Source organism: Pseudomonas sp. AC355 (genome assembly GCF_979258205.1).
Genome location: NZ_OZ409843.1, coordinates 5,016,436 through 5,032,111 on the forward strand (window position 1 = coordinate 5,016,436; position 15,676 = coordinate 5,032,111).

13 protein-coding genes and 1 pseudogene are annotated in these 15,676 nt (G+C 60.1%); 8 read left to right on the top strand and 6 right to left on the bottom strand.

The genetic code is table 11. The features are described 5' to 3' along the window. Positions 1-45 precede the first annotated feature (45 nt). The 5 genes and pseudogenes from ACZ0AI_RS23340 to ACZ0AI_RS23360 all read left to right on the top strand — a co-directional run bounded on the left by ACZ0AI_RS23340 (position 46) and on the right by ACZ0AI_RS23360 (position 6,657). The gene (locus ACZ0AI_RS23340) at positions 46-1,998 is read left to right on the top strand and encodes a DUF1302 domain-containing protein (protein WP_463563898.1); all 1,953 of its coding nucleotides are present in this window, start codon (positions 46-48) and stop codon (positions 1,996-1,998) included. 28 nt (positions 1,999-2,026) lie between these two features. After that, positions 2,027-3,395 (top strand): annotated as a pseudogene (locus tag ACZ0AI_RS23345) (DUF1329 domain-containing protein). A gap of 326 nt (positions 3,396-3,721) precedes the next feature. Further along, positions 3,722-4,366 (top strand): MBL fold metallo-hydrolase, encoded by a 645-nt coding sequence (locus ACZ0AI_RS23350; RefSeq protein WP_463563899.1) that lies wholly within the window; start codon positions 3,722-3,724, stop codon positions 4,364-4,366. A 128-nt stretch (positions 4,367-4,494) separates the two neighbouring features. Beyond that, positions 4,495-5,151 (top strand): OmpA family protein, encoded by a 657-nt coding sequence (locus ACZ0AI_RS23355; protein ID WP_463563900.1) that lies wholly within the window; start codon positions 4,495-4,497, stop codon positions 5,149-5,151. Positions 5,152-5,334: 183 nt separating this feature from the next. Further along, a complete protein-coding gene (locus tag ACZ0AI_RS23360) occupies positions 5,335-6,657 on the top strand; it encodes a GGDEF domain-containing response regulator (protein ID WP_463563901.1) in 1,323 nt (440 codons plus the stop codon). A gap of 4 nt (positions 6,658-6,661) precedes the next feature. Here ACZ0AI_RS23360 and ACZ0AI_RS23365 read toward each other — a convergent pair whose 3' ends face one another. The 4 genes from ACZ0AI_RS23365 to ACZ0AI_RS23380 form a co-directional block, all read right to left on the bottom strand. After that, positions 6,662-7,561, bottom strand: coding sequence for an acyltransferase (locus tag ACZ0AI_RS23365; protein WP_463563902.1), 900 nt, complete (start codon positions 7,559-7,561; stop codon positions 6,662-6,664). Between the two features lie 135 nt (positions 7,562-7,696). Beyond that, positions 7,697-9,790 (bottom strand): phosphate acetyltransferase, encoded by a 2,094-nt coding sequence (gene pta / locus ACZ0AI_RS23370; RefSeq protein WP_463563903.1) that lies wholly within the window; start codon positions 9,788-9,790, stop codon positions 7,697-7,699. Positions 9,791-9,804: 14 nt separating this feature from the next. Further along, positions 9,805-10,989, bottom strand: a complete 1,185-nt coding sequence (locus ACZ0AI_RS23375; RefSeq protein WP_463563904.1) for an acetate kinase — start codon at positions 10,987-10,989, stop codon at positions 9,805-9,807. 10 nt (positions 10,990-10,999) lie between these two features. Further along, positions 11,000-11,398, bottom strand: a complete 399-nt coding sequence (locus tag ACZ0AI_RS23380; protein ID WP_463563905.1) for a DUF3565 domain-containing protein — start codon at positions 11,396-11,398, stop codon at positions 11,000-11,002. Here ACZ0AI_RS23380 and ACZ0AI_RS23385 point away from each other — a divergent pair. Next, positions 11,291-11,776, top strand: coding sequence for an FKBP-type peptidyl-prolyl cis-trans isomerase (locus ACZ0AI_RS23385; RefSeq protein ID WP_225834595.1), 486 nt, complete (start codon positions 11,291-11,293; stop codon positions 11,774-11,776). The two genes, ACZ0AI_RS23380 and ACZ0AI_RS23385, sit on opposite strands and share 108 nt — an antisense overlap. A 137-nt stretch (positions 11,777-11,913) precedes the next feature. After that, complete coding sequence (locus tag ACZ0AI_RS23390) at positions 11,914-12,396, top strand: glutathione peroxidase (protein WP_463563906.1); 483 nt, start codon at positions 11,914-11,916, stop codon at positions 12,394-12,396. 67 nt (positions 12,397-12,463) lie between these two features. Here the strand turns inward: ACZ0AI_RS23390 and ACZ0AI_RS23395 are convergent, their stop codons facing one another. Together ACZ0AI_RS23395 and cysZ are read right to left on the bottom strand one after the other, a co-directional pair. Further along, positions 12,464-13,669 (bottom strand): glycosyltransferase family 4 protein, encoded by a 1,206-nt coding sequence (locus tag ACZ0AI_RS23395; protein ID WP_463563907.1) that lies wholly within the window; start codon positions 13,667-13,669, stop codon positions 12,464-12,466. 39 nt (positions 13,670-13,708) lie between these two features. Next, positions 13,709-14,476 (bottom strand): sulfate transporter CysZ, encoded by a 768-nt coding sequence (gene cysZ / locus ACZ0AI_RS23400; protein WP_463563908.1) that lies wholly within the window; start codon positions 14,474-14,476, stop codon positions 13,709-13,711. A gap of 244 nt (positions 14,477-14,720) precedes the next feature. Here cysZ and trxB point away from each other — a divergent pair, with 244 nt between their 5' ends. Next, positions 14,721-15,668 (top strand): thioredoxin-disulfide reductase, encoded by a 948-nt coding sequence (gene trxB, locus ACZ0AI_RS23405; protein ID WP_463563909.1) that lies wholly within the window; start codon positions 14,721-14,723, stop codon positions 15,666-15,668. Positions 15,669-15,676: the final 8 nt, after the last annotated feature.

A 15,676-nucleotide genomic window follows, 5' to 3' on the forward strand; every position in this document is an offset into this window, starting at 1 on the left:
GGCTATAGTCAATCAGCCATAACAAAAACAAATGGAGTAGCGTCGATGACCAACACAACAAGGCCGTTCTGGCGTCTGGCAAAACTGCCGCTGGCCGTCAGCCTCGCATCAGCTCTCGCCAGTCCGGCATTCGCCGTCAATTTCAATATCGGGGAGATCGAAGGGCAATTCGATTCGTCGCTGTCGGTAGGGGCCAGTTGGTCGACGTCCAAAGCTGATAGCAACCTGATCGGTTCCAATAATGGTGGCGATGGCCTATCGCAGACTTCCGATGATGGTCATCTGAATTTCAGACGCGGGAAAACCTTTTCGAAAATCTTCAAAGGTATCCATGACCTCGAACTCAAGTATGGTGATACCGGTATTTTCGTCCGCGGTAAGTACTGGTACGACTTTGAGCTCAAGGATGAAGGCCGCGAGTTTAAAGATATTAGTGATTCCAATCGCAAAGAGGGTGCAAAGTCCTCTGGTGCCGAACTGCTCGATGCATTTGTTTACCACAACTACTCCATTGCTGATCAGCCAGGTTCGGTTCGCTTAGGCAAGCAGGTGGTGAGCTGGGGGGAGAGCACTTTCATTCTGAATAGTATCAATGCGATCAACCCCATCGATGTATCTGCATTTCGCCGCCCGGGAGCCGAAGTCAAAGAAGGTCTGATTCCGGTCAATATGTTCTACGTTTCGCAAAGTCTGACCAACAACCTGTCAGTCGAAGCGTTCTATCAATTGGAGTGGGATCAGACCGTAGTCGATAACTGTGGAACCTTCTTCTCGCAAGCTGATATCGCGGCAGATGGTTGTAACAATAACCTGGCGGTCTTATCGCCGGCATTGGGGCAGTTTTCACCCATAGCTGCGGGAGCGGGCTTTGGTTACCAAACAACTTCTGAAGGCGTCATCGTCCCTCGTTCTGGTGATCGCGATGCGCGAGATAGTGGTCAGTGGGGAACTGCGTTCAGATACTATTTCGAGCCGCTTGATACAGAGTTTGGCGCCTATTTCATGAACTACCACAGCCGGGCGCCTATTTTTAGTGCGCAGGGGGCCCCAGGGGCAGCTTATGCTGCAGCTACGGGGGTCGGACAAGCTGTAGGTGGTGCAGTTGCTGGGCAACTCATCGCGCAATGTGCTGCTTTGCCTCCTGCTAACCAACCAGCATGCTTTGCGGCCATTCCGGCTGCTGCAGCTGCAGCAGGCAGCGGTGCAGCGAGCGGGTTGGTAGCGGGTAATAGCAACTACTTCATGGAATATCCCGAAGATATTCAACTGTATGGCCTTAGCTTCTCTACCACCTTGCCTACTGGTACTGCTTGGAGTGGTGAACTCAGCTACCGGCCTAATGCGCCAGTACAACTGAATAGTACCGATATTCTTTATTCGGGTCTGACCCCGTTGGATCCGGATGTTTCGGTTCTCCCGGGCACCCCGGGTATGGATCAGCATGGTTATCGTCGCAAGGAAATCACTCAGTTCCAGACAACGTTGACGCACTTCTTCGACCAAGTAATGGGAGCGTCGCGCTTTACTCTGGTTGGTGAGCTCGGGGTAACTCATGTTGGCGGTTTGGAAAGTACTGACAAAGCACGTTACGGCCGCGATCCAGTATATGGCCCAGGCCCTTTACCTAATAACAGGTGTGCAACTCTGAACCAAAGTACTTTGGGCGGTGCTAGTGGCAAGAATGTTAGTCGCTACTGTGAGAATGACGGTTTCGTTACCAGCACCTCGTGGGGCTATCGCGCGCGCGCCATCTGGGAATATCCGGATGTTTTCGCTGGCGTGAACCTCAAACCCAATGTCGCCTGGTCTCATGACGTTAGTGGCTACGGCCCTAATGGTTTGTTCACTGAAGGTGCCAAGGCGGCTAGTCTCGGTCTGGATGCCGAATATCAGAACACCTATACCGCAAGCTTGGCTTATACAGACTTCTTCGGTGGCAAATACAACACTCTGGTTGACCGCGACTTCCTGGCCCTCAGCTTCGGTATGAGCTTCTAAGCGCCCGTATTCATAGGAAAATGCATTTATGAACACAACAAAAAGACTGTTACAGACCGGCGCTCTGACCTTGTCGCTGCTGGCCTGTGGCGTGATGGCGGCAGTGTCTTCGGACGAGGCGGCCAAGCTGGGTAGCACGCTGACGCCGCTCGGTGCAGAGAAGGCTGGTAATGCTGATGGCAGCATCCCGGCATCGAACAGGCGGGTTGCCGGTCAATGCGGGCGCCGTAGACGCTGGTGGGTTCCTGGCTGACCCGTTCCCTAACGAGAAGCCACTGTTCATCATCACGGCGCAGAACGTCGAGCAGTACAAAAACAAGCTCACACCTGGGCAATACGCGATGTTCAAGCGTTACCCGGAAACCTATCGCATGCCGGTGTTTACGACCCATCGGACGGCAACGGTTCCGGACAACATCATCGCTGCGACCAAAAACAATGCGACGAATACCACACTGCTGCCAGGCGGTAGTGGTTTGCAGAACTTCCAGATGGGCAATCCATTCCCCATCCCCAAGGACGGTCTAGAGGCGATCTGGAACCACATCACCCGCTACCGTGGTGCCAGCGTGCAGCGCAACGTGGTGCAGGTAACGCCGCAGGCCAATGGCTCGTTCAGCCCGGTCAGCTTGCAGGAGGAGTTTGCTTTCCGTGCGCAGATGCCCGGTGTCGATACCAGTCAGCCGAGCAATATCCTGTTCTACTTCAAGCAGCGGGTAACGGCGCCTTCGCGTCTGGCCGGCAACGTGTTGCTGGTGCATGAGACTATCGACCAGGTGAAGGAGCCGCGCATGGCGTGGCTGTACAACGCCGGCCAGCGTCGGGTGCGTCGTGCACCGCAGGTGTCCTATGACGGCCCGGGTACTGCAGCCGATGGCCTGCGTACCTCGGACAACCTGGATATGTACAACGGTTCGCCGGATCGTTATGACTGGCAGTTGCTGGGCAAGAAGGAAATCTACATTCCTTACAACAGCTACCGCATTGATTCGCCGAAACTGAAGTACAGCGATATCGTCAAGGCTGGGCACTTGAACCCGGATCTGACCCGCTATGAGCTGCACCGCGTCTGGCATGTGACCGCTACCTTGAAGCAGGGCGAGCGCCACATCTACGCCAAGCGCGACTTCTACATCGACGAAGATACCTGGCAAGCTGCTGCCATCGATCACTACGATGGTCGCGGCACACTGTGGCGTGTAGCTGAGTCTCACGCTCAGTATTACTACGACAAGCAAGTTCCCTGGTATGCCGTGGAGGCCATTTATGACCTGCTGTCCGGGCGTTACTTGGCTCTGGGTCTGAAGAACGAAGAGAAGCGTGCTTACCAGTTCGACTTCCCTGCTAAAGAAAGTGATTACACGCCGGCAGCGTTGCGTCAGTCTGGCGTTCGCTGATCCAGGTGAGTGATGGAAAAGCCGGCCTTGGGGCCGGCTTTTTCTTGCCTGCTGCAAATGTTTTGTATCGAACAGGAGTGTTTGCATACCGATTTCCGTGTGCGGCGCTGAAGGATTGCCACGGCTGTGCGATTCAGCGGCATTTGAATAATTCAGGCTGCGGATCCGACGCTCTGAAGAATCCGGGGCGGGGGGCTCAACTACCGGCTCATCGATCTACATCACCGCGGCCTCGTTCTTTTGATCCGAGCAAGGCTGCTCCACTGCCCGAATCCTTTGCGGCTAGAATCTGCGCTTGGCCCGCCAGCAGCTTTACAGGAACACCCATGCAAACCACACCGCCAGCTCTCATTCGCGAAACCTTCCCCGTCGGGCCTTTGCAGTGCAACTGCACCATCATTGGCGACCCACTGACTGGCAAAGCCATCGTGGTCGATCCAGGCGGCAATCCTGAGTTGATCATGGCGCGCTTGGAGGTGCTGGGCTTGAAGGTTGTGAGCATCATTCACACCCACGCTCATCTCGATCACTTTCTCGCCTCGGGGCAGATGAAAGAGAAAACCGGGGCGACGCTGCACCTGCACAAGGACGACCAGTTTCTCTGGGAGAACCTGGAGATGCAGTGCCAAATGTTCGGTGTGCCTTACACGCCTGTTCCTGCACCGGATCATTGGCTGGCGGATGACGAGGAATTGGCCTGTGGGTGTGGCGTCGCACTGCACACGCCGGGGCATACGCCAGGCTCCATGAGCTTCTGGTTTCCCGCGGCCAAGCTGCTGATTGCCGGCGATACGCTGTTCCGTCGAGGTATTGGTCGCACCGATTTGTGGGGCGGGGACTATGCCGCCATCGAACGCTCCATCAAGCGCCGTTTGTATAGCCTGGATGAGGACGCCACCGTAGTGACCGGCCATGGTGCGGACACTCGGTTAGGTGACGAGATGCGTGAAAATCCATTCGTGCGTGCTTGAAAAAACAAGCGTTTACAGATTTTTACCAGTTTGATTGTTAGGCTTGGTCGGGAACTTGGCCCTGTTTGGTGGCTCGAACCCGCGGGCAAAGGTCTGTTACTACACGCAACAATACAAAGGATTCGTTCATGAAGAAGTACCGCTTTCTGGTCGCCGCGACCGCTGTACTCGCCATTCTGTCCGGCTGTACGGCCAACCCCTATACCGGCGAAAGCCAGGCTGGCAAGGCCGGGATTTATGGTGGCGTTGGTGCCCTGGCAGGCGCCGCGGTTGGTGCCGCGACCTCTAGCAAGAAGGATCGTACCAAGGGCGCATTGATCGGTGCGGCCGTAGGTGGCGCCGCGGGCGGTGGCTATGGCTACTACGTCGATACCCAGGAAGCCAAGCTGCGGCAGCAATTGCAAGGCACGGGCGTTCAGGTGCAGCGCAATGGCGACGATCTGACCCTGATCATGCCAGGCAATATCACCTTTGCCAGCAACTCGGCGGACATCTCCGGTAGCTTCTACCCGACGCTGAATTCCCTGGTACTGACCTTCAAGGAGTTCAACAAGAACGGCGTGAACATCGTCGGTCATACCGATAGCACCGGTTCCGCTGACCTGAACCAGAACCTGTCAACGCGTCGTGCTCAGAGCGTGGCGTCGTACCTGTCGGCCAATGGGGTTCCAGCGTCGCGCATCTCTGCCTACGGCGCTGGCCCGAACCAGCCGATTGCCAGCAACGCTAACGAAGCGGGTCGCGCGCAGAACCGTCGTGTAGAGATCAATCTGCGTCCGCTGTAACGGCTGCAGGTTCATCTGAAAACCCCGCCTCGGCGGGGTTTTTCATGCCTGCGATTCTGCTCTCGTGTACGTGGATATGTTGCCGGGCGTGGCTAGACTGTGTGGAGCAATAGTCGAACGTCATGCGCGGTGGTCGATGTCGGGCACCCGCCTTGGTACGCAGTCGTGGCCATGGAGGTAGGTGTGCAGGATCAGGATGAGACGCTGGTAATCCTTGTCGTCGATGACCGCTGGGACAATCTGGAGGACATGCAGGAGCTACTGGAGGAGATTGGCCGGCCAGTGCATTGCGTCGACTCCGGTGCCAAGGCCCTTGAATTTCTGGCGCAAGGTCATGTGGGCCTGGTGCTGCTCGATGTGCAGATGCCACGCATGGACGGTTTCGAGGTGGCGCGGCGCATGCGTGATGATTCGCGCACGCGCTTCACGCCGATCATCTTCATCTCCGGGATGATCCAGACCGATGACGTTCTCAGTCAGGGTTACGGCGCCGGTGCGGTGGATTTCATTTCCAAGCCGGTGCAGCCGGCGATCCTGCTGCACAAGGTGCGGGCACTGCTCGAACATGAGCAGTATCGCAGCGGCCTGTTACGCCTGAGCCAGCAATTGGAGCGCGAGCGCGCCTTCAATGCGTCGATTCTGGACAACACCGCCGAAGGCATCATGGTGGTGGGGGACGATGGACGCGTGCGCTTCGCCAACCCGGCGATCACCAGAATGCTTGGCTGCCAGGATGGCGAACTTGCCGGCAGCGAGTTGCTGGCCTGGATCGATACACCTCGCGAGGAGCCCTGGCAGACATCGAGCTTCTACCAGCATTGGCAGCGTCGGGAAAACCTGCGCATGCATGATGCCAACCTGCGTACCCGGGATGGACATAGCGTGCCAGTAGCGCTGTCCTGCTCACCTTTGCCGGATGACCAGAGCGCGATGATTCTGCTTGCGCTGGACATGTCGGTGGTGCGCGACCTGCATCACCAGCTCGAGTCACTGGCCATCACTGATGCCTTGACGGGTTTGCTCAACCGGCGCGGATTCCTCCAAGAGCTACAGGCCGCTATTTCGCGTAACGAGCGCACGGGCCAGAGCGCCGCGTTACTTTATCTCGACCTGGATGGCTTCAAGCACATCAACGACACCCTGGGCCATGAGAGGGGTGATCAGGTGTTGCGTTGGGTCAGTGTGCAGCTCAAGACCTGCCTCAGGCCTTACGACCATCTGGCGCGGATTGGTGGCGACGAGTTCACGGTCATCATCGACAGCCTGGGCAGCCCGACTGATGCTGCATCCGTGGCAGAGAAGTTGATTGAGCAGGTGTCCAGCGAGCAGAGTTTTCAAGGCGAATTGTTCCGCCTTGGTGTCAGTATCGGTATTGCGTTATTGCCCGCCGATGGCAAAACCATCGAAGAGGTGATGCGCGCAGCAGATACCGCAATGTACGCGGCCAAGCGAGGAGGGAGGCGGCAATTCTGCTTTTACCGCTCCGATGTGCTTCCGGTGAGCTGAGTGCTTATGGATGCTGCTGATGCAACCGTGCCAACTGGGTGTCCTTGTCCTGCCAGAGAGCGTTGATCCATTGCTGGAATTCCTTGCGATAGTCTTCGTCCTGATCATAAGCGCGGCCGATGAAGTGCGCGGGGATCGGTAGCTGTTCGATGAGCACCACCACGTCCTCCAGTTGGCCGCTGAGCAGCGCCCAGAATCCCGGGCTGCCCTTGGGATAATGCAGGGTGACGTTGATGATGCCGTGCAGTTGCTCGCCCATGGCGTCGAGTACGAAGGCGAGGCCACCCGCTTTGGGCTTCAACAGATAACGGTAAGGCGACTGCTGTTCTCGGTGCTTGGCCGGAGTCAGCCGGGTGCCTTCTACGAAGTTGAAGATGCCCACCGGGTTGTTGCGGAACTTGGCGCAGGTGCGCCGGGTGGTCTGTAGATCCTTGCCCTTTTTCTCCGGGTGCCTGGCCAGGTATTCCTTGGAGTAGCGCTTCATGAACGGGAAGCCGAGCGCCCACCAGCACAGCCCGATCACCGGCACCCAGATCAACTCCTGCTTGAGGAAGAATTTCAGCGGGCGAATACGCCGGTTGAACAGGTATTGCAGCACCAGGATATCCACCCAGCTTTGGTGGTTGCTGGTTACCAGGTAGGAGTGCTGATAGTCGAAACCCTGCGCCCCTTCGATGTGCCACCGAGTGTTGCCCAGAAGCTGCATCCAGACCTTGTTGCAGCTGATCCAGCCTTCGTGGATGAAGGTCATCAGTCGGTCGCACCCGCGCTGTATTACAGTCAACGGTAGGATGATGCGCAGCAGCGTGACGGCAAACAGCGGCCAGCACCAGAACAGGGTATTGAGGGCTAGCAGGGCGCTGCCCAGCAGGCCGAGTAATGGGGCAGGCAGAAAGTGCAGCATGGACGCTCGAACCTCTTGCAGGTTGGGCCCCGTGCATGGCTGCGGGGCAATTTCCGCACAGGTTAACGATTGGTGATGGAACTGCAAGCCGATCCGAACGCGAGCCGCATTGGCCGCGTTCGAAGTGGCTGCACCTCACTGGCGCATGTTGGCGGCCTGAATGGCGGTGAGCGCGATGGTGAAGACGATGTCGTCGACCAGCGCCCCGCGGGACAGGTCGTTCACCGGCTTGCGCAGGCCCTGCAGCATAGGGCCGACACTGATGCAGTCAGCGCTGCGCTGCACCGCCTTGTAGGTGGTATTGCCAGTATTCAGATCGGGGAAAATGAATACTGTGGCGCGACCTGCCACCGGGCTGTTGGGAGCCTTCTGCCGGCCGACGCTCTCGATGGCCGCGGCGTCGTACTGCAAAGGGCCGTCGAGGAGCAGATCCGGGTTGGCCTGACGGGCCAGGCGGGTCGCCTCGCGAACCTTCTCCACTTCCTCGCCACTACCGGAATCCCCGGTGGAATAGCTGAGCATGGCCACGCGCGGAGGAATGCCAAAGGCTTGGGCCGAGCTGGCGCTTTGCAGCGCGATTTCGGCCAGTTGCTCGGCATTGGGATCCGGGTTGACCGCGCAGTCACCGTAGACCAGCACCTGATCCGGCAGCAGCATGAAGAACACCGAAGACACCAGGTTGTAGCCGGGTGCGGTCTTGATCAACTGCAAGGCCGGGCGAATGGTGTTTGCGGTGGTGTGCACGGCGCCGGATACCAGACCGTCGACCTCGTCCAGAGCCAGCATCATGGTGCCCAGCACCACCGTGTCTTCCAGTTGGGCGCTTGCCATGGGCGCGTTGAGGCCTTTGCCCTTACGCAGCTCGACCATCGGCTCGACGTAACGCTCGCGGATCAGATCCGGGTCGAGGATTTCCAGGCCTGGTGGCAGTTCGATGCCAAGTGCCTGAGCCACCGTATGGACTTCTTCGGGTTTGGCCAGCAGCACGCAGCGGGCGATACCACGAGTTTGACAGATGGCGGCAGCCTGTACGGTGCGAGGCTCCGCGCCTTCGGGTAGGACAATGCGCTTGTTCGCGGCCTTGGCCTGCTGCACCAGTTGATAGCGGAATGCGGGGGGCGAAAGGCGCAATTCACGAGGGCTGCCGCAGCGAGCAGCGAGCCAGTCGTGGTCGAGGTGGCTGGCGACGAAATCGGCGACCTTCTCGGCGCGCTCCTTGTCGTCGACCGGAATCTCCTTGTTCAGGCGATTCAGGTTGGTGGCGGTGTCGTAGGAGCCGGTGCTCACAGTCATCACTGGCAGGCCGCTTTGCAGCGCGCCACGGCACAGCTCCATGATGCGCGGGTCGGGAGCGAAGTCGCTGCACAGCAGCAGACCGGCCAGCGGCATGCCGTTCATGGCCGCCAGGCTGGCGGCGAGAATGATGTCGTCGCGGTCGCCCGGCGTGACTACCAGCGTGCCTGGCTTGAGCAACTGCACGGTGTTGGCCACGGCGCGAGCGCAGAGGACGATCTTCAGCATGCGTCGCTGTTCATAGTCGCCGGCGTTGAGCACGCGGGCACCAAGCAGTTCGGCGATATCGCGGGTGCGCGGTGCATTCAGTTCGTCGAGCCAGGGAATGCAGCCGAGTAGGCGGAATTCCGGGTGACGCAACAGCGACGAGTGTTCGCGCAGGCGTGCGGCGAACGCGTCCAGGCCGTCGTCACTGCGGACTTTGTTGAGGATCACCCCGAGCACCTTGGGGTCTTTCGGCCCACCGAACTGCTGGGCTTGGATTTCCACGCGGTCGCATAGCTCACTGAGGCTTTCCTGCTCCGGCGCGGAAACCAGGATCACGTCGGCATCCAGGCTCTTGGCCAGGTGGAAGTTGACCCGGGCCGCGTAACTGGCCTGGCGCGTTGGCACCATGCCTTCCACGATCACCACGTCCTTGTCCTTGGCGGCCTCTTGATAGAGGCTGATGATTTCCTCGAGCAGTTCGTCCAGATCGCCATCGCCGAGGCGTCGCTCGACATGGGCCAGGGCCAGCGGTTTGGGAGAATGCAAGCCGTGGGTTCGGGCAACCAGCTCGCTGGAGCGTTCCGGGCCGGCATCGCCCTGGTGCGGCTGGGCGATGGGCTTGAAGAAGCCGACCTTGAGGCCGGCGCGCTCAAGCGCGCCAACCAGGCCCAGGCTGATGGATGTGAGGCCGACGCCGAAGCCGGTCGGTGAGATGAAGAAGGTGTGCATGGGGTTCTCCGTGGTCAGTCGAGCAGCGCCAATGTGTCGAGGGCGATCTGGCGCTCTTCGTTGGTGGGCACCACCAGCACCCGAATATGGTCTTGCGCATGGATAGGGCCGCTGACGCCACGCAGGCAGCGCTCATTAGCGGTTTCGTCCAGTTTCAGGCCGAGCAGGCTCAGGTGTGCGACCGTCTTGCTACGAATTAGCGGTGAGTTTTCGCCGATGCCGCCGGTGAATATCAGCCCGTCCAGGCGCGGCAGAGCGCAGCTCATGGCCGCCAGGGATTTGGCCAGGCGATAGCAGAACACTTCGATGGCCAGGGTCGCGCCGGCATGCCCTTCATTACGGGCCTGTTCCAGGCTGCGCATGTCGTTGGACAGGCCGGATAGGCCAAGCAGGCCGCTATCGTGATTGAGCATGCGATCGATCTGCTCCAGGCTCCAGCCCAGCGTACGGGATAGATGGCTGTGCAGGTTGGGGTCGACATCACCGCTGCGGGTACCCATCACCAAGCCTTCCAGAGGCGTCAGGCCCATGCTGGTGTCGCGGCTCTGGCCGTTGACCACCGCGCAGGTCGAGCAGCCATTGCCCAGGTGAGCGACTAGCCAGGCGCTGTCGTCGACGGGCAGGCCGGTCAGCTCGGCTGCGCGGGCACTGACGAAACGGTGGCTGGTGCCATGAAAGCCGTAACGGCGCACGCCGTGGTCGCGGTACAGATTCTCCGGCACCGCGTAGCGGAAGGCATGCTCGGGCAGGCTCTGGTGAAAGGCTGTATCGAATACGGCAACCTGGGGCAACTGCGGGTACAGCGCCAGCGCCGCTTCGATACCCAGCAAGCCCGCTGGGTTGTGCAGGGGGGCCAGAGGCGCTACGGCACGAATCGCCGCGATCACTTGACCGTCCAGACGCTGGGCACTGGTGAAGTGTTCGCCGCCGTGCACCACGCGGTGGCCGATGCCATGCAGATGACCACCGGTGGCTTCCTGCACACGTTGCAGCAGATGAGCCAGAGCCGCGCGGTGGTCGTCTCTGGGAATCGCCTGGCTGTGCTTTATGTCATCGCGTTGCCAGTGCAGCACGGCGTCCGCACTGCCGAGACGTTCCGCCAGTCCGCTGATGGCGAACGTTTTCTGGTCGGGGTCGACCAGGGCGAATTTGATGGAGGAGCTACCGCAGTTGATCACCAGAATATTGCGTGCGGGCATTCAGAAGTCCTTAGCGTTCGGCTAGCGCTCCGACACACCAGCCACAGGTGAAGTTCGTGCCGATACGTGCGCGCCGTTGCGCGGCATCGAGCACCCAGGCGCGATTTTGCCAGGGAGGCTGATGGCGCAGGTGTTGAGTATGGCCACAAGATAAGACAGCCACCCAGTAGCCGTCGTGATCCTGCTCAAAACCGACCAGGGTAATGCCCGGTGCGGCCCGCCCGTCTGGGGTTGGGTCGCTTTCGCATCGTCCCTTGGTTACAATCTCACGTTCATTTTCCTCGAGCAAAAGGTTCGCCCCATGCAGATCGCCGCCAACAAGGCCGTTTCCATCGACTATACCCTGACCAACGATGCCGGTGAGGTAATCGATAGTTCCGCTGGCGGCGCGCCGCTGGTTTACCTGCACGGCGCTGGCAACATCATCGTCGGCCTTGAGAAGGCGCTGGTCGGCAAACAGGCCGGTGACGAAGTGAACGTCTCCGTCGAGCCCGAAGAAGCCTACGGCGAATATAGTGCCGAATTGGTCGCCACCTTGAACCGCTCGATGTTCGAAGGCGTCGATGAGCTGGAAGTCGGTATGCAGTTCCATGCCTCCGGCCCGGATGGCGGGATGCAGATCGTCACTGTCCGCGAGCTGGACGGAGACGACGTGATCGTCGACGGTAACCACCCGCTGGCCGGCCAACGCCTGACCTTCGCCGTCAAGATCGTCGACGTGCGTGATGCCAGCGCCGAAGAAGTCGCCCACGGTCACGTGCACGGCGAAGGTGGTCATCACCACTGATCCGTATGTCGGCAGTCGATCTTTCGCTGCTGGCCGCTGGTCATCCGTGACTGCTAAGCTGCAGCCACGAAAAGGCGCCTTTTCAGGCGCTTTTTTTGTCTATTTTTTATCTGTTTTCGCGTTACCCGGAGCACACCATGAGCGCCTTTCACGACTTGACACTGCACGCACTGGATGGCCAGGAGCTGCCCCTGGCACCGTTCAAAGGCCAGGTCTTGCTGGTGGTCAACGTCGCCTCAAAATGCGGGCTCACACCTCAGTATGCGGGGCTGGAGCATTTGCAGCAGGCCTATGCTGCGCAGGGTTTCAGTGTGCTGGGTGTGCCGTGCAACCAGTTCGCGGGCCAGGAGCCGGACAGCGAGTCGGCAATCGCCCAGTTCTGCAGCTTGAACTACGGCGTCACCTTTCCGCTGAGCAGCAAGCTGGAGGTCAACGGTAGCGGTCGTCACCCGCTGTATCGGCTGCTGGCGGGCGAGGGGGCTGAGTTCCCCGGTGACATCACCTGGAATTTCGAAAAGTTTCTGGTCGGTCAGGATGGTCGCGTGCTGGCGCGCTTCTCGCCGCGTACTGCACCTGATGATCCTGCCCTGATTCAGGCCATCGAGAAAGCGTTGGCCTGAATAAAAGAGGCCGCCTGGTTGGCGGCCTTTTCCTGTGTACTGTTGCTGCCTGGCCTCAGCACTGGCTCTAATGCGCTCGTTTCGTCTCGATAGCCACTGCAGCGGCGCGCGCAGCGGTTTGTCTGTCGTTGCCGTGGATCGCGTTGCGCAGATGGTCTTCGAACTGTTCGATGATCGATGACCAACTCTGCCTGGCGGCGTGCCGGCGGGCATTGAGGCGCACGCGTCGCAAATTTTCCCTGTCTTCGATCAGCCAGTGTGCCGCTTCGATGAACGTTCGTTGATCATCGGCGCTGGCCAGCATGCCGTTATGGCAATGCTCGATGTGCTGAGCGGCGGCGGCCTGATCGAAGGCGACCACGCCCAGTCCTGCCGCCATGGCTTCGAGCAGCACATTGCCGAAGGTCTCCGAGAGGCTGGGAAACAGGAACAGATCGCCGCTGGCGTAGTGCTCTGCCAGCGTTTCGCCGCGCTGTATGCCGCAGAATAATGCGTCCGGTAGCCTCTGCTGCAAGCTGTCGCGTTGCGGGCCGTCACCGACCATGATCAGCTTGAGCCGTTGCCCTGTGTGTTGTCGCTGCAGGGCCTGGAAGGTGCTGACCAGCAGATCCAGGTTCTTCTCCGCGGCCAGTCGACCCACGTGCAACACGGCAATGTCCTGCTCGCTCAGCCCCCAACTGTGGCGTAGTTCGTCGCTGCGCCGGGCGGGGTTGAACAGTTGGGCATCGACGCCACGGGCGAGCAGTTCCAGGCGCTCGAAACCGCGCCGTTGCAGCTCGCAGCGCTGGCTGAGGCTGGGCACCAGGGTCATGCGCGAGGCGTTGTGAAACCAGCGCAGGTAGTTGGTCAGCAGCCGTGTCAGCAAGGTGATGCCGTAATGCCCGGTGTACTGCTGGAAGTTGGTGTGAAAGCCACTGATCACCGGGATACGCAGGCGCCGTGCGGCTCTCAGGGCAGACAGGCCCAGCGGCCCTTCGGTGGCGATGTAGAGCACGTCCGGGCGTTGCCTGCGCCATAGGCGCAGCAGCTTGTGCCGCGCCGACTGGCCCCATTGCAGGCCGCGGTAGCCGGGCAGTGGCCAGCCACGCGTTAGCAGCAGGTCGTCATCGTTGGCCGCAGTCGCATCGGCGGTCTGTCTTGGACGTATCAACTGCAGGCGGTGACCACGCGCGCGCAGCCCGGTGACCAGATGGCCGAGGGTATTGGCCACTCCGTTGATTTCCGGGCTGAAGGTTTCGCTGACCAGGGCGATGAATAGCGGGGGAGTGCTCATGACAGCAGTCTGGGCCGCTGTCATGTAGCGTTTGTGACATCAGTGTGGCGTTTTCGTGACGCTCCGCGCGCCATCGCTGACGCCGCCTTCACGCACCCAGAACAGCGTCGCGCCGGCGACGGCTGCCGGCATCATCAGGATGTTTACGAACGGAATCAGCAGCGCCGCGTAGGTGATACCGCCGAAGCCCAGCGACTGCCAGCGCTTTTCGCGCAGCCAGGCGAGCATGTCCTGCCAGCTGACCTTGTTGTTGTCGGCGGGGTAGTCGATGTACTGGATGGCCATCATCCACACGCCGAACAGCAGCCACAGCGGTGCGGCGACCAGGTTGACCACCGGGATGAAGGACAGTATCAGCAGGCCCAGTGCCCGCGGCAGGAAGTACGCCAGTTTGCGTCCTTCACGGCTCAGGGTGCGCGGCACCATGGCGATCAGCTCGCCCCAGCTGAATGGCGGGAAATTATCCTCGCCACGCACCACCACCTCGACTTTCTCGGCGAGAAAGCCGTTGAACGGCGCAGCGACGATATTGGCCAGCATGGTGAAGGTGAAGAACACCATCAGCACCACCAGGATCACGAACAGCGGCCATAGAATGTACTGCAGGAAGCTCAGCCAGCTGGGTAGGTTCGGCATGAAGGTATCCACCCAGCCACTGAACTGCTGAATGGCAAAGCCGATCATCAGGCTGAACAGGATCAGGTTGATCGCCAGCGGCAGCAGCACGAACAGTCGCAGGCCGGGGCTCAATACCAGCTTCAGGCCCTCACTGAGGTATTGCGGGCCGGACAGCACGGGGGCGCGCATGTAGGTGTCTCCAGAAAGTGAACGTCGCGCGACCTTACCCATTTTGCCGCCCCCGGGAAAGCGCGGCAGCGTTACCGCTGGCGTCATAGGCTGCGGCTATGCAAGGGATTGGCAAAGTGCATTTCCGTCCCCGTTGTGGTGACCCGTAGTCTTCGCGCATCCCTTTCTGGAGCCGCTTCTGACAGATCCTTGCCCGTTGCCGATGGCTCCGTTTTCCCGGCAGTCATGCCCTGAGGAGTTTGTGATGTCCAGTACGCGGCATGCTCGTGTGATCATTCTAGGCTCCGGCCCTGCCGGCTACAGCGCGGCAGTGTATGCCGCGCGCGCCAACCTCAAACCTCTGCTGATCACCGGGCTGCAGGCCGGTGGCCAACTGACCACCACCACGGAAGTGGATAATTGGCCCGGCGATGCCCACGGCCTGACCGGCCCGGATCTGATGCAGCGCATGCAGGCCCACGCCGAGCGGTTCGAAACCGAAATCGTCTACGACCATATCCAGGCGGTTGATCTCGCAGCGCGGCCGTTTACCCTGGTGGGCGACAGCGTTTCCTACACCTGCGACGCGTTGATCATCGCCACGGGTGCCAGCGCCCGATATCTGGGACTGCCCAGCGAAGAGGCGTTCATGGGCAAGGGCGTGTCGGCCTGTGCCACGTGCGACGGCTTCTTCTACCGCAATCGTGAGGTTGCGGTAGTCGGTGGCGGTAATACCGCCGTGGAGGAAGCACTGTACCTGGCCAATATCGCCAGCCGGGTGACGCTGATTCACCGGCGCAACGGCTTCCGGGCGGAGAAGATCCTGCAGAACAAGCTGCAGGCGCGGGTTGCCGAGGGGCGCATCGTACTGGCACTGAATGCCGAGGTGGATGAAGTGCTTGGTGATGTCTCCGGGGTTACCGGTGTACGCCTGCGCGAGCGCGACGGTGGCACTCGGGACTTGGTGGTGGATGGTCTGTTCGTGGCCATCGGGCATACGCCGAACACGGCGCTTTTCGAAGGCCAACTGGCGCTCAGGGATGGTTATCTGCAGGTCAATGGCGGGCGTGATGGCAATGTCACAGCGACCAATATTCCAGGCGTGTTCGCTGCCGGCGACGTAGCGGACAGCGTGTATCGCCAGGCGATTACCTCGGCGGGCGCTGGCTGCATGGCTGCGTTGGATGTAGAGCGCTATCTGGACGGGCTCTGATTGTCGAA